The 19,881-nt window shown below is 37.9% G+C and carries 22 protein-coding genes; 4 read left to right on the forward strand and 18 right to left on the reverse strand.

Translation table 11 applies throughout. From position 1 onward, the window contains the following. Positions 1 to 187 precede the first annotated feature (187 nt). Both M3182_RS13215 and M3182_RS13220 read right to left on the reverse strand, forming a co-directional pair. On the reverse strand, positions 188 to 823 hold the full coding sequence (locus M3182_RS13215) for an FMN-dependent NADH-azoreductase (protein WP_251558412.1): 636 nt from the start codon (positions 821 to 823) through the stop codon (positions 188 to 190). A gap of 151 nt (positions 824 to 974) precedes the next feature. Next, a complete protein-coding gene (locus tag M3182_RS13220; protein WP_251427210.1) occupies positions 975 to 1,124 on the reverse strand; it encodes a hypothetical protein in 150 nt (49 codons plus the stop codon). A gap of 166 nt (positions 1,125 to 1,290) precedes the next feature. On the opposite strand from M3182_RS13220, the gene M3182_RS13225 reads away from it, so the two are divergent. Continuing rightward, the gene (locus M3182_RS13225) at positions 1,291 to 1,653 is read left to right on the forward strand and encodes a VOC family protein (protein WP_251558414.1); all 363 of its coding nucleotides are present in this window, start codon (positions 1,291 to 1,293) and stop codon (positions 1,651 to 1,653) included. A gap of 69 nt (positions 1,654 to 1,722) precedes the next feature. On the opposite strand, the gene M3182_RS13230 is transcribed toward M3182_RS13225, so the two are convergent. The 4 genes from M3182_RS13230 to M3182_RS13245 form a co-directional block, all read right to left on the reverse strand. Further along, a complete protein-coding gene (locus M3182_RS13230) occupies positions 1,723 to 2,235 on the reverse strand; it encodes a GrpB family protein (RefSeq protein WP_251427204.1) in 513 nt (170 codons plus the stop codon). Between the two features lie 95 nt (positions 2,236 to 2,330). Beyond that, positions 2,331 to 3,488 carry a M20 family metallopeptidase gene (locus M3182_RS13235; RefSeq protein ID WP_251558416.1) on the reverse strand — a complete coding sequence of 386 codons (1,158 nt, stop codon included), beginning with the start codon at positions 3,486 to 3,488 and terminating at the stop codon, positions 2,331 to 2,333. A gap of 151 nt (positions 3,489 to 3,639) precedes the next feature. Next, positions 3,640 to 5,154 (reverse strand): sodium:solute symporter family protein, encoded by a 1,515-nt coding sequence (locus M3182_RS13240; protein WP_251427196.1) that lies wholly within the window; start codon positions 5,152 to 5,154, stop codon positions 3,640 to 3,642. A gap of 21 nt (positions 5,155 to 5,175) precedes the next feature. Continuing rightward, positions 5,176 to 5,415 (reverse strand): DUF3311 domain-containing protein, encoded by a 240-nt coding sequence (locus M3182_RS13245; protein WP_251427193.1) that lies wholly within the window; start codon positions 5,413 to 5,415, stop codon positions 5,176 to 5,178. 309 nt (positions 5,416 to 5,724) lie between these two features. On the opposite strand from M3182_RS13245, the gene M3182_RS13250 reads away from it, so the two are divergent. Next, positions 5,725 to 6,276 (forward strand): GNAT family N-acetyltransferase, encoded by a 552-nt coding sequence (locus tag M3182_RS13250; protein ID WP_251558418.1) that lies wholly within the window; start codon positions 5,725 to 5,727, stop codon positions 6,274 to 6,276. 46 nt (positions 6,277 to 6,322) lie between these two features. Here M3182_RS13250 and M3182_RS13255 read toward each other — a convergent pair whose 3' ends face one another. The 5 genes from M3182_RS13255 to M3182_RS13275 all read right to left on the reverse strand — a co-directional run bounded on the left by M3182_RS13255 (position 6,323) and on the right by M3182_RS13275 (position 11,901). Further along, positions 6,323 to 6,709, reverse strand: coding sequence for a hypothetical protein (locus M3182_RS13255; protein ID WP_251558420.1), 387 nt, complete (start codon positions 6,707 to 6,709; stop codon positions 6,323 to 6,325). A gap of 377 nt (positions 6,710 to 7,086) precedes the next feature. After that, positions 7,087 to 10,275 (reverse strand): DEAD/DEAH box helicase, encoded by a 3,189-nt coding sequence (locus M3182_RS13260; protein WP_251558422.1) that lies wholly within the window; start codon positions 10,273 to 10,275, stop codon positions 7,087 to 7,089. A 209-nt stretch (positions 10,276 to 10,484) separates the two neighbouring features. Then, positions 10,485 to 10,640 carry a hypothetical protein gene (locus tag M3182_RS13265; protein WP_251427183.1) on the reverse strand — a complete coding sequence of 52 codons (156 nt, stop codon included), beginning with the start codon at positions 10,638 to 10,640 and terminating at the stop codon, positions 10,485 to 10,487. 77 nt (positions 10,641 to 10,717) lie between these two features. Next, positions 10,718 to 11,464, reverse strand: a complete 747-nt coding sequence (locus M3182_RS13270) for an SDR family oxidoreductase (protein ID WP_251558424.1) — start codon at positions 11,462 to 11,464, stop codon at positions 10,718 to 10,720. A gap of 230 nt (positions 11,465 to 11,694) precedes the next feature. After that, positions 11,695 to 11,901 (reverse strand): DUF2187 family protein, encoded by a 207-nt coding sequence (locus M3182_RS13275; protein WP_251558426.1) that lies wholly within the window; start codon positions 11,899 to 11,901, stop codon positions 11,695 to 11,697. A gap of 227 nt (positions 11,902 to 12,128) precedes the next feature. Here M3182_RS13275 and M3182_RS13280 point away from each other — a divergent pair, with 227 nt between their 5' ends. Further along, complete coding sequence (locus M3182_RS13280) at positions 12,129 to 12,575, forward strand: S1 domain-containing RNA-binding protein (RefSeq protein ID WP_251427176.1); 447 nt, start codon at positions 12,129 to 12,131, stop codon at positions 12,573 to 12,575. A gap of 376 nt (positions 12,576 to 12,951) precedes the next feature. Beyond that, the gene (locus M3182_RS13285) at positions 12,952 to 13,638 is read left to right on the forward strand and encodes a DUF2306 domain-containing protein (protein WP_251558428.1); all 687 of its coding nucleotides are present in this window, start codon (positions 12,952 to 12,954) and stop codon (positions 13,636 to 13,638) included. Positions 13,639 to 13,977: 339 nt separating this feature from the next. On the opposite strand, the gene M3182_RS26180 is transcribed toward M3182_RS13285, so the two are convergent. From M3182_RS26180 to M3182_RS13315, 7 genes are all read right to left on the reverse strand, one after another. Next, positions 13,978 to 14,109 carry a hypothetical protein gene (locus M3182_RS26180; RefSeq protein ID WP_285868043.1) on the reverse strand — a complete coding sequence of 44 codons (132 nt, stop codon included), beginning with the start codon at positions 14,107 to 14,109 and terminating at the stop codon, positions 13,978 to 13,980. Positions 14,110 to 14,281: 172 nt separating this feature from the next. Continuing rightward, positions 14,282 to 15,238 (reverse strand): ABC transporter permease, encoded by a 957-nt coding sequence (locus tag M3182_RS13290; protein WP_251558429.1) that lies wholly within the window; start codon positions 15,236 to 15,238, stop codon positions 14,282 to 14,284. A gap of 10 nt (positions 15,239 to 15,248) precedes the next feature. Continuing rightward, a complete protein-coding gene (locus tag M3182_RS13295) occupies positions 15,249 to 16,145 on the reverse strand; it encodes an ABC transporter ATP-binding protein (RefSeq protein WP_251427167.1) in 897 nt (298 codons plus the stop codon). Continuing rightward, the gene (locus tag M3182_RS13300; protein WP_251427164.1) at positions 16,142 to 16,855 is read right to left on the reverse strand and encodes an ABC transporter ATP-binding protein; all 714 of its coding nucleotides are present in this window, start codon (positions 16,853 to 16,855) and stop codon (positions 16,142 to 16,144) included. The genes M3182_RS13295 and M3182_RS13300 overlap by 4 nt, the downstream gene beginning before the upstream one ends. Then, the gene (locus tag M3182_RS13305) at positions 16,856 to 17,224 is read right to left on the reverse strand and encodes a GntR family transcriptional regulator (protein ID WP_251427161.1); all 369 of its coding nucleotides are present in this window, start codon (positions 17,222 to 17,224) and stop codon (positions 16,856 to 16,858) included. It lies immediately after the preceding gene. Positions 17,225 to 17,226: 2 nt separating this feature from the next. Beyond that, positions 17,227 to 18,000, reverse strand: coding sequence for a hypothetical protein (locus M3182_RS13310; RefSeq protein WP_251558431.1), 774 nt, complete (start codon positions 17,998 to 18,000; stop codon positions 17,227 to 17,229). 276 nt (positions 18,001 to 18,276) lie between these two features. Further along, a complete protein-coding gene (locus M3182_RS13315) occupies positions 18,277 to 19,815 on the reverse strand; it encodes a glycine betaine uptake BCCT transporter (RefSeq protein ID WP_251558433.1) in 1,539 nt (512 codons plus the stop codon). Positions 19,816 to 19,881: the final 66 nt, after the last annotated feature.

Genomic DNA, 19,881 nt, shown 5'->3' on the forward strand with positions numbered 1-19,881 from the left:
AATCTGAATCTAGGGTAATAATCTTCCTTACTTAATTTCCGAATCAAACGCAATTCATTACACGATGAATTCAAGTGGGTTCTTACCGAGCGCTGGTACGGGAAAAGAGGAAACCAGAAATCCACAAAAAAAAGCGAAACAGACTTAGACTTCCTTCTAAATCGGTTCCGCTTATAATTGCCCCACTTTAAAATGTATGTGCTAAATCTTTGGCACGGGCAATCGCATTTTCTTTTATTTCAGCTGCTTTATCTGGCATTGCGTTTTGACCTTCTACAAACAGACCTTCAAAGGATGGAACGCCAAAAAATTGCATAATGATTTCTAAGTACCGATGTCCCATTTCAAGTTGCGCTGCTGGTCCCTCGGAATAGATCCCACCCCGTGCTTGAATATGTAATGCTTTTTTATCTGATAATAGCCCCACTGGACCTTGTTCCGTGTATTTAAACGTCTTTCCTGCCACTGCAACAGAGTCAATATAAGCTTTCATCACAGGTGGAAAAGAGAAATTCCATAAAGGCGTTACAAATACATATTTATCCGCCCCAATAAACTGTTCACTTAGTTCTGAAAGACGACCAACTTTAGCTTTCTCCTCTGCAGATAGTTTATCGAACTCTTCTCCTGAACGAAGTTTTCCCCAGCCATTAAAGACATCGACATCTATATGTGGAACATGTTCCTTATACAGGTCCACATTAACGATTTCATGGTCGGGATTTACTTCCTTATACGTATCGAGAAATGCTTTCCCCACAGCCATACTGTATGACATCGTATCATCATGTGGATGAGCTGTAATATATAGTACCTTTGTCATAGTTCATCTTTCCTTTCTGTTTTCTAAAATATATGCATTTTAGTTTTCCAGCGGAAAGAAAATATATACCTTATCCCCATACTAAATCACTATTTTGAGCATAAAAAAATCGCCGTCCTTTTAAAAGACAGCGATTTTCACTACATTCCTATTATTCAGATTCAGGAACAAAATATGGATTCCCACTAATATTTACTCTCATTTCATCTGTTAGCATAAATGGTTCGTATGTAGTCTGATGATTTATTGAACTATCATTGTTCTGCTGACTTCCATCATAATGCATTGGTTTTGCTTCCATCCCTTTCACCTCCACAACGATAGCTTACACAACTATTGTACTAAGTATTTATTCCTAAATAAAGTATTTTTTTGGAATTTCAAAAAAATTTTCATCTTACCTAAATGGCATCAATTTGAGGTTCTCTGATATAATAACCATGATTAAGAAGCGGAGGGTATTCAGAATGATTAAGAAAATCGCAACAGTTGCTGTTTACGTTGAAGATCAACAAAAAGCGAAAACTTTTTGGTCAGAAAAGGTAGGCTTCGAAGTAATCGCGGAACACCCAATGGGTCCTAATGCCTATTGGCTTGAGGTGGCACCAAAAGGAGCTGAATCCCACCTAGTTATTTATCCAAAAGCAATGATGCAAGGATCAGAAACGAAGCAAGCATCTATCGTTTTCGAATGTGAAGACGTACAAACTACATATGTATCGTTAAAAGCTAACGGAGTAAAGTTCCAAGGGGAACCTCAAAAAATGCAATGGGGAACTTTTGTTCAATTTGAAGATGAAGATGGCAATGAATTTTTATTAAAACAATAGAAAAGTAGGACAGAACGGATTCCCTATACTAAAAAAGCATAAAAGCGGCGCTTACCACTTTTATGCTCTTCATTTCTTATTAACAAACCAAAGTAGTGCTTTTAGCTCCATTTCACTTACAAATTTCTTTTTAGCGGGGCTATATTCCTTTGTCTCTTTATATTGCTGTGCCAACCCTTCCTTGAATGCACTATACTCATCTACCTTTTGAGGATGTGCACGTAAATAATCGCGAAAGATTAAGTGACGGTCAATTTCTGGGTGACCTTCTTGATAAAAATGAATATGATGGGTTCTATTCTCTCCACCTTTTCGAAACAGCCGTCTTCCTTCAATTCCCCATTCACCCGCTACATCATATCCAAGTGAAATCAGTTTGTCATTCATAGCATCTACTTTTATGATATTTTTGACAAGGCACATCATGTCAATGACAGGTTTGGCTTTCATTCCTTTTACAGCGGTACTTCCAAAATGTTCAATCCGAACAATTTCTTCGCCAAAGATTTCTCGCATCCGTTGAGCTTCTTGTTGAAACTGAATGACCCAATTTTCATTATATGCACTCAAGCGTACCTTCATGGAATTCTCCCTCAACCATTCTTATTATTTCTTTATTGTTAGCTCCTTGTTTAAAAATAGCATATTATTTATGGTTCCTAAAGAAAAAGTCCGAATCATGATAATTTAACAACTTCTGTTAAAACTTGTACGCACAAATCAATTTGAGCAATGTCAACATACTCATCGATTGCATGGGCTTGATCTAAGTGACCTGGGCCAAATACAACCAGATCTCTGTTTCCTGTTTTTAATCCAATCATACTTACATCCGTATATGCCGGAAAGCCGCTTTCTTGTATTCTAAAACCTGTTACATCGGAATATGCAGCATGGAAGAAATCAATCAAAGAACTATCATTTGACGTTTCGATTGGGGGCCGTTCCCAGCCATAATGTTCAATTGTTGCACTTGTCGCTTCTACGTGATTACACCCCTGCAAGACTGCTTCTTTCACGAGTTGATTGGCTTCTTCTTTCGTCATCGGTGGTACAAGGCGAAAATCAAGTTCAAAGCGACAAGAACCCGCGACCATATTTGTTTTATGACCTCCTTGGATTGTACCAACCGAAACTGCCGGCGCCCCAAATATAGAATGGTGATATGGCAACTCCTTCACTTTTTCTTTGATTAAGCTGATGATCTCTGCAGCAGCGTGTACTGCATCTGCCCCTAAGTGTGCATTCCCGCCATGAGAACTTTTTCCTGTTATGTTCACTTCATACCAAATTGTCCCTTTATGAGCGGTTGCCAAAGTAGCATTGGTCGGTTCTGTGGCGATTAATAAAGCATCCTTCGGAATGATTTTTTCATCGACAAGAGCTACTGCTCCTTTCATATAAGGACCTTCTTCATCAATACTGGCTATCACATATAAATCTCTAGAAAGCTTGGTATTGCTGTCACTCACCTGTTTCATCGTCATTAATGCACATGCTAAACCACTTTTCATATCACATGAACCCCGACCGTATAACTTTCCGTCTATAATCTCTCCACCAAAGGGGTCCACTGACCAATTTCCTTCGACCGGTACGGTATCCATATGTGCAATTATAACAAGAGGTGGAAGAGAGGAGGATATTCCCGCATATTTCGCGATAATGTTGATTCTGCTTTCCTCTACTTTTTGGGTTCTAACACTTACATTTTCTAGTTTTCTTAGCCAGGACTCTACAAATTTAGAACATTCTAATTCTGTACCATTTGGGTTTTCGGTTGGTATTTGCACCAATTCCCGCGTTAATTGGACCGCTTCCGAATAACTAGACATAATTAATACTCTCCTTTTCATTAAGCTCTTTTCTCAAACTTTGTTGCTTTGAACAAAAACGAGTGAGAGCTTGCAAACGAATTTAAACATACGAAATGGCTACTATTACGTTAGAATCGACTTTAGATAAAATTACGAAAACAGCCTATCATTAAATTGATTTTCTAGTTTCGATTGAATCATCAATTAATTCAGGATGATATTCCTGGTTATAGTCAAAGCGAGCTTCATCAAATCTTTTAACCACTTTTTCATCTGTTCTCTTTAACTTCAAGCTAATCAAAATAAAGAGAATTGAATTTACGAGCAGACCCCAAACACCCGCATGAAATCCTAGAGGTGCACTGAAAGCTGGAATAAATGTAATCAAAAGGACCGTCGCTACCCCTCCGATTAGTCCCCACATCGCAGCAGTTGGATGTGACCTTCGCCATGAAATCGCACCAATCGTCGGGACAATTAATTGAGCTGTTCCCGCTAATGCTGCAATCCCAATCGTTACAAGTACACCCGGTACAGTTAAAGCCATCACATATGCGATAAGGGAAAAAACGACTAATGAAATGCGGCCAACTTTGACAATCTTGTCCTGACTCGCGTTCGGATTTGCATACCGCTGATAAATATCTAATGTTACGATCGTCGAAATTGCATGAATTTGGGAGTTCGCCGTAGACATAGCCGCGGCTGCACCAGCAGCTAAAATGAGTGATGCTAATGCAAATGGTGCATATTTCGTAAGCATAATCGGTAAAATTTGATCAGCATTAGCGACATCCGGCTCTAAAAGTACGCCAGAAAAACCTGTTAAGACCGACCCCATATAGGCAATTGCTGCAAATCCTAGTAAGAAAGGCATTAAATTAAACAGCTTGCCACTTTTTACAGCATACATCCGCAACCAAATCTGTGGCCCCATAAATGCACCAATGGCAGTCACGATAAACAGCGAAAACCATTGTCCGTATCCACTAGTGCCTAGAGGCCCAGGTAAAGTTAAATGTTCAGGACTATTTTCTAATAAACTCTTAAATAATCCTGTAGGGCCTCCAAGATATTGAGAGATATAAATACCTGCAAACAACATCCCAAAGAAAAGCAATGCCCCATAAATAATATCTGTCCATGCAACCGCTCGAATCCCACCAACCCAAACATAAATGACAATGATGAAGTAAAAAATCAGTGCTGCAAACCAAAAAGGTATGACTCCCCCTGATGCGACCTCAATTAAGTAAGCTCCACCCGTTAATTGAATTTGTAAGTATGGAATGGTGAAGATTAACAGAATTGCTGCAACAACCATACGTAGTTTCTCATTGTTATAAAAATCACCTAATAAATCAGATGGAGTAATATAATTAAATCTTTTACCTAGGTACCAAACTCGTTTCCCGACCCAATAGTACATAAACCCAAATAGTAGATTCCATGCTAATGCCGTTAAATAGACAGGACCACTCGTATAAAAAGTAGCGTTCGAGCCTAGAAAGGCAAATGAGCTCCACCAAGTTGCAGCTACTGTAAAGAACACCGCAACAGCTCCCATTCCCCTGCCCTGAATAAAGAAATCTTCACTCGTTTTGGTCGACTTTGAAGCTGCAAAAAAGCCAACTACTAACGGAATAATCATAAATGCTGCGATAATCAAAACACCTACTGTCATCTAATTCCTCCTCTCTTTATCCTATTTAGATTTAGATTTAGCTTTAACTGATTTACTACCCCAGTCTGTTAAGTAAGCAATGAAAAAGAGTATTGTTCCGATCAACCACCATAGTAGATTCCAAAAAAGAAAGAATGGTAGCCCTAACACAAAAGGTTCAGCAGCATTTGCCATTAAAATGAATGGCGTTTCTAAAATAAGAAAAACGAGTATTAACATACTATAAAGCCACTTCTTCATTTGAGGATATTTTGACAACACCTAACCGCCTCCTATAGTTTTTTACACAAACAAGACATTTCCGAATTTCGAGATTTACTGCTAAAGTGTATAATCCTGATGATCATTCATCTCATTTTTCTGTGAAGATTTGCCCTTGTTCATTTAAAAGGACACGCCAATTATTGTTATGACTATTCTAAATAATCTGATTTTAAAACCGATAAAAGGACTAATCCTCAATATAGTTCGTTAGTTCTAGCCTGTTTGTTTTATTATTAAAGGATTTTTCCTTTACCCTGGCGAAGAATTAAAACTAGATTGTTCGATATCAAATTAGGAGAGATTAGGATGGAATTTCCAGAGTTAAGCACTGAGAGACTTCAATTAGTACAAATCACGCCAGATTATATGGAGTGCTATTATGAGATCATGTCAAAAGAAGAAGTAACAAAGTACTATGGGATGGACAGATTAACAACTTTAGAAGAAGCTGCTAATTTGATTGGTTCATTCCAAGAGGGATTTAAAAACCAAAAAGCCATGAGATGGGGAATGATACACAAGGAAACAGGAGAATTCATTGGAACTCTAGGTTTAAACAATTTAAGCTTATGGGGCAAAAAAGCTGAAATCGGTTATGAATTACATCCTGCCTATTGGAGAAAGGGCTATACTACCGAAGCAGTTAAAGAGGTTTTACGGTTTGCGTTTAAAGAACTAGAATTGTTTCGAATCGGCGCCGTTACATTTCCGACAAATAAAGCTTCTAATATGCTACTAGAAAAGTTAGGATTTACACATGAAGGATTATTAAGAGGATATCTCTATCAAGGGAAACAGCATCATGATGCCTACGTTTTTTCCTTATTAGCAACAGAGTGGGAACGGTTAACAAAATAAATTATAGAGGGATTAGACTCCAGTCTAATCCCTCTAATTTATGTGGTCAGCTCTTTTTTTCTCTCAATTGTTCACGAATTTTTTCAAGTTCTTCTAATGTCAACTCACCTAAAGACTTTGTAATTTCTTCTTCAATCTTCTTGCGATTTTTTTCTCGGTACTGATCCCACCAATCGCGTAATCCTTCAGTATTTTCAAGTAAATATTCAATATCAATCTCCTCTACTTCATCATCTGATAAATACTCCAGAACCGCTGCTAACATCCGATTTAGATTTTCAATTTCTAGCTTTGGATCCGTCTTTTCTTCGTCGGATTTCGTTCTTATTTCCTTTTTCTTATCTTTCTCTTTTTCTTCTTTCTCTTCTTGTTTCTCTTTTTCTTCCGCGTCCGCTATATTTTCATCTTGAACAATTGAAAGTTTCCGTGGCATTTTACCCCACCTTCACTTTTATTATATTGTAGTACCTAGCAGGAACCGTTCCAAATGATGTTTCAGTCTTTCTTACCTTATGAAGAGTTTCCTCCTCTTTGTTCTCGACCTATTCCCTTATCCTTTAAAACCATATTATAAATATTATTTACAAAATAAGGATTTTTACCAATAGTTTTTTAAACCTCCAAAAAAAGAGTCCCTTAAGGAACTCTCACAATATTACTATAAGACAGCTTATATAAAGGGATAATTATATTTTAAGAACTGGTCGTACTACATAATTAAAAGTTAAAGAACAAGAAGAATAAAACCTCAAACGCCGTACATTATCGGCTTTAGGATTTTAACAACAAACTTTACGAAAACAGCCTTTGTTAATCAATCATCAGCAATTCTTTAATATCACTTTCGGTAAGGGAGGAAGTATCTTCATTAGCTTCAATGATTTCATCGATTAAATGCTTCTTTCTTGCTTGTAATTCATTCATTTTTTCTTCAATGGAACCACGAGTGACCATTTTAATCACTTCTACTTTTTTAGTTTGCCCCATGCGATGTACCCGGTCAGCAGCCTGCTCCTCCACCGCAGGATTCCACCATAAATCATAAAGAATTACAGTATCAGCCCCGGTCAAGTTCAATCCTGTTCCTCCTGCTTTTAAGGAGATGAGGAAGAAATCACGTTCTCCTTTGTTGAACTTGTCGCATAAATTCACTCGTTCGTTAGAAGGTGTTTGTCCGTCCAAGTAGAAAAACGGCAAACCGCGAATCGCTAATTCTCTTCCGATGATTTCAAGCATTTTTGTGAATTGAGAGAAAATCAATAATCTTCGTCCAGCAATTCTTGCTTCCTCGACTATCTGTATAAGCTGATCAAATTTTGCCGAACCACCTTGATAGCTGTCCACAAACAATGCGGGATGACAGCAAATTTGCCGCAAACGGGTTAACCCTGCCAGAATTTTTATCTTATTTTTACGAAATGTGTCTTTATCTAAGTGCTTTAAGGTATCATGACGTAATTTTGCTAAATATGCACCATATAATTTCTTTTGCTCGGGAAGAAGATCCACAAATTCCAGCGATTCAACTTTTTTAGGCAGTTCTCCCAGAACATCCTCCTTGACCCTACGGAGCATAAATGGTCGAATTCTCCGTGAAATTTGTTTTTGTGTTAATTGACTAAACTCTTTTAAACCAAGAAATAACTCAGGAAAAACAACATGGAAAATGGACCATAATTCTTCAAGCGAATTTTCCATTGGAGTACCCGTTAAAGCAAAACGATGGTTTGCTTTAAGCTTCTTTACTGCACGTGCTGTCTGCGTCAATGGATTCTTAAAGTTTTGTGCTTCATCAAAAAACACCACATGAAAAGATTGTTTTTCGAACCAAACGATATCCTGGCGCAAAAGCGGATAGGAAGTGATGACCACATCCATTTCTTTAATCTGTTTTTGCAGCTCTTTCCGTTCTTGATGATGACCATCAAGAACAATGGCGTGAATTTCCGGAGCAAATTTCATCCATTCACTTAACCAGTTATAAGACAAGGATGACGGACACACAATTAACGCCGGGCACCGTTCAGAGCGTATTTGCTCAAGCTCTGATAAAATAAAAGCAATACTTTGCACCGTTTTTCCTAGTCCCATATCATCGGCGAGAATTCCTCCAAACCCATAGCTGGCCAATGTTTTCATCCATTGAAATCCCGCGACCTGATATTCTCTTAAAATCGGCCCTAATTGGTCCGGAACCTTGAATTTATCTAGCTTTACCTGCGTGAGTTCTTTTAAAAATTCACGAAAAGATTCCTCAACCTGTAACATGTCCTGATTTCCCACCTTGTCTAGCAAACCAAGACCACGGACAAGTGGTACACGCCATTCTGATTCAATTTCATCCTTCTCGATAGGAAGTGCTTTCAGAAATCTTTCAATTTCCTCGAATTCCTTCGTCTCCAAAGAAAGAAATGCTCCATTTCTTAGGCGATAATATTTACGTTTTTCTTCTAAAGCCTGTAACACTTCTTTTATTTCATGATCTGCAATCCCGTCCATTTTAAATTTAAACTCCAGCCAATTGGTACGTTGCTTTTTAACCTTAATCTGAATACGTGGAGCTTGATTCCCTTTGAACATTCGGTTACGGACTGCAGTTGTTGCATAGAGTTGTACTAACTTCTGTAACTTTGGAACTGTATGATATAAGAACTCATATTCTTTTTGCTCGTTATGCAAAAAATAACCACTTTCTGTTCTTCCAAATTCGCTCTCTTCCATTAAGTCAATTATCATATTTTCTTTTTCTTCGTCACGGATTACCATGGATGCAGCTCTTCGTTCCCGATGATCTAATGGGTTAAAAGCGATACTTCCGTAGTGAAATTCTAAACCCGCCAGTAAGCGATTATTCACTCGATCCAAATACAACTTGGCTTTAAGCGGCGTTTGATACATCTCTTTTGTAAGCTTGCTAGGGATTTTCACCTCACCTAACTGCTTTATTCCTGGAACCACTTTATCAATAAAAAAGCCTAATTGATTTTTTTGGATTGGTAACCGGCTTCTTCCATATGGCTCAAGCATACGAATTAGCTCATGTAAGCGGGTAAAGTCATTCTTTTTTAACTGTACAAGCTTTCCTTGAGCCATAACTGTTTGATAGGGATGTAGAACGATTAGCTCTGCTAACCCTTCAACTTTTAATTGGATTTGATTGCCTTCGGTTTGAATCAATTCAAATTTCAAAGGAAGTGGACCCTCGCTTAGGTGAAGTCCATTAACAGTAAAACCTGGAAACTGAACTTTTACACCTGAAGCTTGGTTTAAAGCAAGGACAAGCTTTTCCCATGCCGAGGCCGGGATTATCAGCATTGGCTGTTTCTTTGTTTTAGAAACAAAAGCATTTTCATCTCTTACAACTTGAATCAATTGCTGAAGAACACTTTCATTAACCCTTTCAAAACAATGGAGTTTAGGATCATAGTAGAATGACCCCATCTCCACTGGTAATCCTTCGTCTACTTTCAGTAAAAATGAGTGAATGTCCTCTACCTGGTTTGAGGCAATGTCTATTGCAATTGCCATTTTTAGTTGTCGATTATCGTCTTCAACTGGTTTACATAGAAATTGAATATCTAGTATTTCTCGATTTTCAAAATGATACTGATGACCCCTTTCACGTCGCGGTTCATTATTAAAAAGCGTCAAAAAATCATTGGATATGTTCTGTTCACCCTCATCAAATGTGGCGGGCATCTTTTGTTGCTTATTTACTCGTTGTTGTTCATAAAAAGCAATTAAGACGGCTGCAACATGTTGACAATCATTTTTCACACTCGCCAGTTTAGGACAGGAACAATGTGATTGGTAGCCTCCTGCATCTCTTCTTTCAATCTTTACATGAAAGTCTTCTGTACCTTGTACAATAGCTGTACATTGATCATCTGTATTCTCTTGAATGATTACTTTATTGGCACGATAAAAAGCGTCTCCTCTTTTGAAGGAGACGGTTCCACACTTCTCTTTAATACTTTTCTGAGTAATTACAATGTCCAAACCAATTGCCCCTCCCAATCAAATGACGCCTTTCTTTTGATAACGCCAAAACACCGTTCATTCTATGAACAGATTGTACCATAACTCTCTCAAAAACGCGTGCCGTCTGATTATTCATCAAAAATTCATCGCTCTTGGGGTTTATGATTATACTAATTACTCACTTCAACAAGAAAAAATAAAAAACGCCGAATCGGCGTTTTTATAGGTTAATGTAATTGATCTTCCTGATTATTATTTGGATCCTCATCCGTGACATATGATAAAAGATTATTGCTTAAGTTTTCTAATGAAGCAAAGAAACCTTGCTTTTGTCCATTTGCCTGAGCTTCATTGTTGTAAATGTTCTCATCACGTTTTTCCACAAACATTCACCTCCACTGTTAGCTTATACTAATGGTTATGAATTATGTAAGCGGGAGACTTTTTCAAAAAGGGATGATTAAACTTGGCCTAAAAACATTTTAGGCCGTACGATGATTTCATTAACATGTACATGTTCTGGTTGTGTTACCGAATATGTAATCGCATTTGCGATGTCCTCCGCCTGTAAAAACGTGATTTTCTGGTCAGCAAAACTCTCAAGTACTTCTTCATCTGTAATATGTTGGGCTAGCTCAGTAGCAACCGCTCCTGGAGAAATGTTCGTCACGCGGATCCCTGTCCTGCTAAATTCTTTTTCCATACTCATCGATAAAGCTTTTACTGCATATTTTGTAGCAGAATAAACAGAATGATTCGGAGCAACTTCATGTCCGGCAACTGATGAAATATTGATAATATGACCTTCATTTTGTTCAAGCATTGTTGGTAAAACCGCATGTAGTGCATGTAGCACCCCTTTGACATTAACATCGACCATTTGAATCCATTCATCGATTGCATCGTTTTTTAAATAGGATAACAGCATCACACCAGCATTATTAACAAGAATATCGATGTTACCGAATGCCGTTTTAGTTTCTTTAGCTAGGTTTTCTACATCTGTTTTACTTGTCACATCTGTTTTAACAACAATCGCCTTGGCATTTGTATTATTTTCAATCTTCACTTTTAATTCCTCAAGTCGGTCTGTCCGACGTGCAGCAAGCGCAACATTCACTCCTAAGTTAGCTAAGGCTAATGCTGTTGCTTCGCCAATCCCACTACTAGCTCCAGTAATAATTGCCGCTTTTCCTTCAAGTGTCATTTTGATAACCTCCGTGTTTTCATGAGTTGTGGCAAATCTAATATTTATACCTTAATTAGCATAATGCGCAGGCATTTCATGTTCAAGTCTTAATTATTTCTTCCATAAATCCTTTAGTATGGCTCAAACATTTTCTTAATCAACATACATCATTCTGCTGCTGTACCTTTTCCCATTAACAAGCAAAATACATGATTAAAGAGGAAGCAGGTACCCCTGCTCCCTTTCGTTTATTTCACCAATTTGTAATTTTTATGATTAACGACTGTTTTAATCGGTTCATCTGTTTTTTTATTCTTCCCTATTTCTGCGATAACGGAGTTTTCACGCAATACAACAACCTTGCCTTTTTTCCCTTTTTCAATACCTTTTGAGATTTGGATAACGTCGCCAATATTCGCTGTCTTAACCTTTTTCTCTGTCGTTTCTTCACCCATTTATTACTTTCCCCCTTATTTTTATTACATAAATTTCATTCTTTACTTCCCATAATGCTGAACTTGTGCTAAGTTTCTGTTAGTATGACCATTTCAAAATCACCCTACAACAAGAATAACCGATTGTGAAAACGGTAAAAATAGGTGAAAAATAGTGCGAGGTTATTTCTCGATTATTTGTTATAATGAAGTGGTGTTTAACATTATTGAGGGGGAACCATATTTCTATGTCAGTCGAAATCGGCAGTAAAGTAAAAGGTAAAGTAACAGGGATTACAAATTTTGGAGCTTTCGTTGAGCTAGAGGGAGGAAAAACAGGTCTTGTTCATATCAGTGAAGTAGCCGATAGCTATGTAAAAGACGTTAACGAACATTTAACAGTCGGTCAAGAAGTTGAAGTGAAAGTTCTTAGCGAAAAAGATGGGAAAATTTCTCTATCAATCAAAAAAGCGATTGACCGTCCTGAAGGACAATCATCCTACTCCCAACGCCCGCCACGCCAAGGCAGAAACGATAATCGCTCTAAAGACTTCCGCTCAAAAGGCAACTTTAAGCCAAAAGAAAGCTTTGAAGACAAAATGGCAAAATTCCTAAAGGCGAGTGAAGAAAACCTTTCTTCTTTAAAGCGAAACACAGAAACAAAACGAGGCGGTAGAGGTGGCAGACGCGGGTAACCTGTGATCTCATATGCTTTACAAAATAGATTAGGCAAGCCAAATTTGGCTTGCCTCTTTCTTAAGCTAAAAACGCACAATCAAAGAGAAAATAAGTTAATATTTCTTTTCTTTCATACATATGCTTAAAATTAGGGCGATTGGATATTTCTGGTACGTTCTCTAGACAAACTCCGGCGACTTCACCAAGAATCTCATCGGAATGCACTAAGCAGAATGAGTTATATTTTTTACATTTTTTATGCTTGGATATACTGTTTAACGTATGTTGACCTATTCTAAGCTCTTTTAAATAGCTATAAAACGACTCTACTAACTTCTTACAGCTCGGTGGTCTCGGATCATAGTTAATCTCAATAATAGGGAGCTGAAATTTATGACATTATTCAGCATTCTCCGGATCTTACATATAATTGGTGGATTTACTTCTCTTTTTACCTTTTGGATCCCAGTCGTCACAAAAAAAGGAGGAAAGGCTCATCTTGTCTCTGGCTGGATATATGTATCCGGCATGATTATTGTTTCATTTTCGGCCTTATATATGGGGATATACCGAATTCTTGATCCCGCTTCTTCTTCCGAACTTATTTCATTTTCGCTTTTTTTAATCTTTATTTCCATTTTAAGTGGCTCCACTGCTTACTATGGTCTTAGGGTGTTAAAAAATAAATCAAGAAAAACCACACATAAAAATGTTTGGGACTTAGGATTTTCACTATTATTATTGTTTTCTGCGGTGACAATATGTGTCTATGGGGTTACTGTTGATTTTCCACTTCTAGCATGGTTTCCTTTAGTCGGCATTTTTTTAAGCATTACCCAATTAAACTACTGGTTGAGAAAACCAACGAAAAAACTTCATTGGTGGTTTGAGCATTTAAGCGGAATGCTTGGGTGTTCGATTGCAACCATTACGGCATTTACCGTCTTTGGTGCTCCGCGCTTATTAAACATTGAATCTATAAATATCTTATTATGGTTTTTACCGACCATTCTGTTGACGCCGGTGATTATCGGTATGTCTATTTACTATAATCGTAAATTCAATCGCAAAAGAGGCTAAGGGGAATTTTTATACCATAATAAAACCAACCGGCGGAACCTAACCTACTACCTCGTTTTTTTGTGAATAGTCTAAAATAACTTGATAAAGTGAAACTTTTTCAGTGGGGTTTTTCTCCATCCTCCACTAAATGTTGGTCACGTATAGCCTGATTGATTTTTCACCAATCGGGCTATTAAGTTTCAGTTGCTCCCCCGCTTATCCTTTTTCTGTCTTCCTTAAGTCTTGAAGTCGGGATCCTACACCCAGTATGCGAGATAAATTATTAAAAACTCTCTTTAGGTTGACCTTTTATCAAAACACAAGTTATTAACTTTTTTCTTTTTTCAGCTTTCCTATTTACTTCTTAATAATCTCCTCTAGTAACGAAATCATTCGGTCATTCTGTTCAATGATTTTCTGGTTTTGCTTCCGTAACTTTGTAAAATCAAACATGAAGATAACTAAAATGAAAAAAATAAAAAACTCCATTCTTCGCACCTCACTAACTAGTATTGTTATTCTTAAGTTTAGACGATATTATAATTGGAATCTACGAGAGAAATGCAAACTACTTCGATAATTGTTTCATTTTCTCATGTTTTTATAAACCACAAAAAAAGGCATGCCCACAAACGGACAATGCCTAAAAGGAAATTTACTGTTAAGCTGTGACATCCCTCTTTGCAAAAACGAAAAATGCGAGAAACTGGAACAAAGCAAAGTACAGGAACAGAATGAAAATGGAAAAGCCAAGTGTCATGCCATCCACGAGAGGTACCCCATCGAAATAAACGGACAAATCGGTGTTCGCAAATAGGATGTATTTAGCCCATTCATATTTCGATGCAACGATCATCGTCACAGTACCTCCCATAAACATCAAGAACAAGGACAAGCCAATTGCCAAAGAACTATTGCGGAAGACAGCTGAAATCATGAAGGCCATTGTTGCAAGCATTAATACATCAATTGAACCAAGTAAATATTCCCCGATTAATTGCATGAACAAACTTCTTTCCACGACTTGCCCATCAACATATGCCAAATGTGGAATGGCTTGTTCTGGCAAACCAAACAAAGCAAAACCGATCACAGCCGCTATTAGAAAAGTCGCGGAAAGCATCGAAATTCCAAATAATAAAACTGTTAAATATTTGGCCAGTAAAATTCTCGTTCGCTTCATCGGTCTGATGAGCAGCAACTTTACTGTCCCCCATGAAAACTCGTTTGAGACAATACCCGCTGCAATAATAATCGTAAATACTCCAATGAAACCAATTGCCCCCATTGCTTCACCAATAAACGACCAAACATTCTGACCAGTTTCCGGAGATAACTCGTTTTCAATTTGGTATTCCTTTATCGCAATTTGTCGCTCATAAAACGTTCTTAAATTTGCATTATTCTGTCCTACTTCTTCTAATGATGTTCGGTCATTTTCAAGTTGCACAGTTAAGTCTTGTTTCCAATTTAGGTTTTCCTGAGGTGGATGATTGCTTTCATCATATTTTAGATAGGTACCCATTCCGATAACCATTAGTATGACTATTCCAAACATTACCCATGTCCCAATTCTACGGAACAATTTTGTCCATTCATTCAGAATTAATTTCCCCATCTTGTTCCTCCTATTTATTTGTGACTTCAAGGAATCGATCTTCCAGTGTTTTCGAAATCGTTTTCACTCCAAACACATCAACCCCAGCTGCAGCTAGATTTCGAATTAACAATGGAATGTTTTCTCGTTCGGTTTCTACTGTAAACCCTTCCTTACTCATGACTATATTCCATTCACTTTTCAGCCAAAAGGCTGCATCTCCAAGTGAGCCAGTTTCAATCTGATATGTCGCGGTCCGATTCTGTACGAATTCATTCACTGTCTGAACATCAATTAACTTTCCATTTTGAATAATCGCGATACGATCACACATTAATTCCATTTCAGACAATAAGTGGCTAGATACAATCACACTCATGCCTCGTTCCCTCGTCAATAATCTCAAATGATCTCTTATTTCACGGATCCCTGCTGGATCAAGACCATTCGTTGGTTCATCAAGTATCAATAGCTTTGGATCATGTAACAGACATTGAGCTAGACCGAGTCGTTGGCGCATTCCAAGTGAATAACTTTTTACTTTTTCATGAATCCGATCTGTCAATCCAACTAATTCCACGATTTCAGCGATTTTCTCTTTTGTAATCCCCTCATGCATTCGGGCATACTGCAGCAAATTTTGATACCCTGTTAAAAATTTGTACATTTCCGGGTTCTCTACAATTGCCCCAACTTGGCCGATTGCTTTTGTAAAATCCTTCTTAATGCTTTTCCCAGCAATTACAATATCCCCTTCACTGATCTTCATTAATCCCACAATCATTCGTATGGTTGTCGTTTTTCCAGCTCCATTTGGACCAAGGAAACCGAATATCTCACCTTCACGAACGGAGAAGCTCAGATCATCAATAATTTTCTTGCCTTTAATCACTTTTTTTACATGATCTAACCGTAGAACTTCTTTCATATTTCTCCCTCCCCATATTTACTTGATAATTGCTTAAACCATTGCAATACCGATAACCCTCGTTCTTCTCGCAACGATTCTACTTTTTCCTGACCGATAACTTTTCCATATTGAATGGCAACTGCTTCATCTAATAAAGACTCAATTTCATTAATCTCATGGGTGGCGATAATTAGTACTTGATGATCAAAATCAAGATATTTTAGCAAGCTCTGCACGATCGAATCGCGAACCATTGGATCTAACCCTGAAAACGGCTCATCTAACAGGATAGCCTCTGCGTTTCGTGAAAGAGTTGTAACGAGCTTCAATCTCCCCCGATTCCCTTTCGAAAGTGAGCGAACCTTTTTCGTAGGATCAAGTTTTAATTCTTGCAATAATTGTAATGCCTTTTCTTTATTAAAATCGGCGAATTGACTGGCGACATAATCAATCGTCTCCTGTACAGTAAACACATCATAGAACATATCCAGCTCTGTTAAATAAGCCACTTTTTCACTTGTTTTTCTTGTAACGAGTGTTCCGTTTAATTTCACCGCTCCTTCATCAGGAAACACAAGACCTGTCATCAATTTTAAACTTGTCGATTTCCCACTTCCATTAGGCCCTAGCAAACCGTAGATCTTTCCCTTTTCAAAAGTGAGACTGACCTTATTCAAAGCTGCAGTTTTCCCGTAAAATTTGCTTACATTTTTAAGCTCAAGTACCATTTATCTCCCCTCCCCTAAATAGCGTTGGAGCATACCTATTAGTTGATCTTTAGAAACACCAATCTCCTCCATTTTCTGTATAAATAATTCAATAATTTCTTCTTGCATTTCTGTCCCCAACTCCTCCATCACTTCTTCATTCGCAGCAACAAACGTTCCCTGCCCTCTCCGTGACTCTACTAATTTCAATCGTTCTAGTTCTGTATAAGTCCTCTGAATAGTGTTTGGGTTTACTCCCATATTGACAGCCATTTCCCTTACCGATGGAAGTTTATCGCCAGGTCGCCGCTTTCCTTGAACGATTTCACTGATGATTTTATCGACTATCTGCATGTATATTGGTTTGGACGCCTGAAATTCTTCCCCCATTTCTACACCTCCACTTTCCGATCCAATAGCTTTGCTGCCAATCCAAGTAACACAGCAATTAATAAACCATATAACAGGAGCGGAATGACTGGAATGCCAGCTGGTTCAAGCATCACACTCCACTTTTCCTCACTGTACCTCAGTGCAGCATTGGAAATAACATTTACTTTGTATTTAAAAATCAACTCACTTAATGGATCATAAGACAGAATGAGACCTTCTAATAAGTTATAGCCAAACACCAACAAAAGGACGGCTGCCCAGCGCAAGACTTTGGCACGTTTTTTTAATGAATGATAAACCGTCCAAAGGAACGTTAAACAAGAAGTAAAATAAAATCCAAACACAATTAAGGCGATGTTTAGAATAATAGCTGCTTCCCCAAACAAACGAGGTCCAATCTGTTCATATACATCACGCCCGAACCAAAAAAGATTAAAGGCCGTATAAATTGACAATAACAGTTGCATAATCAGCTGGTAGGAAAAAATCACGGTGAATTTTGATACAATCAAATCCACAGCACGTCTTGGTGTATATAGCCATAATTGTGTTTTCGCTTCTTGATTCAAGGTGACAAACATCATGATCGGTGCAAACACAATATGAACTAGACCTAGTAAAAAAATGACCGGCAACGTCCCAGCTGGCTGTGAGGTATATGCAGACAGTCCGACCCCCGCGCCCATGGCCAAAATAATTGCTCCAGCCCATGTAAAAAACAAATTACGTGTAATTCGAAAATCCTTTTTTATTAAACCCTTTATTGGATTCATCCCTTTATCCCCTCACAATGTATTAGTGTACTAATTGAATAGTACACTAATACATTGTGACAGTCAATGAATTTACAATTTATTTACATTCATAACTCTCCAATTTTTCGAAAAACGTTCATTTTAAGCTTGCTTATTGCCTGCATCAATATTAAAAGCAGACTTAATCAGATTTTAAAAAATAAGCAAAATCTACCTGTGATTGAAATAGGAGCTAAAAAATCTTTTTCACTCAAAAAAAAGAGACCAATTCAAAAGAATCAGTCTCTGCCGGAGTTATGGATTGCTCCTAGTTACTTCCGTTTGTTTTTTACGCGGCTTAGGCTTATGATATAAACCCAGTTCTTTCTTTTCTCGGGTTAGTGATCGGAATAGTGAAACCATCATTAACAACATAATGAACGAAAACGGAAATGCCGCAGCAATTAGTGCATTTTGTAAAGCTTGTAACCCACCACTATATAACAAAATAATTGCAACCATAGATTGCGCAATTCCCCATGTGAATTTTACTCTGTTTGGTGGTGTCAACGAACCGTATGTTGTTTGCATTCCTAATACAAATGTTGCTGAATCGGCTGAAGTAATAAAGAAAGTACTAACAAGCACTACAGCTACAATTGATAAGAGTGTCGTCATCGGATATTCACCAAATACCGCAAACAGGACTTCCTCTGTCGCGAATTGAGATAAATCAATTGCTCCAGCATTTTGAACCTCAATCGCAGCATTTCCAAATACCGCAAACCAGAAAAAGCTAACAAGAGACGGAAGCAAAAGTACTACAATCATAAACTCTCGAATCGTTCGACCTCTTGATACTCTGGCAATAAAAATACCAACAAATGGAGACCATGAAATCCACCATGCCCAATAAAAAATCGTCCAAGAGTTAATCCACCCACGTTGCTCTTCATTTAAAGGTGCTATGCGGAAACTCATTTGGATGATGTTTTGAATATAACCTCCCAAAGAGTCCGTGAACATATTTAAGGTTAGAATCGTTGGCCCTACAATGAACATTAAAATTAAAAGCGCAACAGCTAAAAACATATTTGCGTTACTTAAAATCTTAATTCCTTTTCCTAACCCTGATGCAGCTGATATCATAAATAGGACCGTTACAACTGAAATGATAATTAATTGAACCGTGAAGTTATTTGGAATTCCCATCAAATAAGATAAACCACCATTAATTTGTGATGCCCCAAACCCTAATGTAGTGGCCACACCAACGACAGTTGCAAAAACAGCCAGTACATCAACAATCGTACCAAGCCAACCATCCATACTTTTTCCAAGGACAGGTTTTAGAGTGGCTGAAATTAACCCCGGTTCACCTTTTCGAAATTGGAAGTAAGCAAGCGCCAATGCCACAAGTGCATAGATTGCCCACGCATGGATCCCCCAATGGAAAAATGCGTATCTTAAAGCCTCTTTATGGGCAGCATTCGAACCACCCTCCGCCAATGGAGGTGTCAAAAAGTGTGATAGTGGTTCAGCAGCGCCCCAGAACACTAGACCAATTCCCATCCCAGCACTAAATAACATCGCAAACCAGGAAGCACGAGTAAATTCAGGTTTTTCATCAGATTTCCCTAAACGAATCGCACCAACTGGACTGAAAATGAGAAACAAGCAAAAAATCGTAATAACAGTCACTAAAATTAAATAATACCAACCAAAAGCAGAGGTCAGAAACGCTTGAATGTTACCTGTCATGGTTTCAAAGGTATCTGGTGCGAGTACACCAAACAACACCGCAACAAGGACAATCGCTACAGAGATCCAGAATACGTTTGATATCTTTTTCATCGAATGTTCCTTTCTATACGTTCTATATGTATGGGGCACCCTGCTTACGATAGCAGAAGTCAGACT

This window comes from Mesobacillus maritimus, assembly GCF_023715205.1.
Classification (GTDB): Bacteria; Bacillota; Bacilli; order Bacillales; family Cytobacillaceae; genus Mesobacillus_B; species Mesobacillus_B maritimus_C.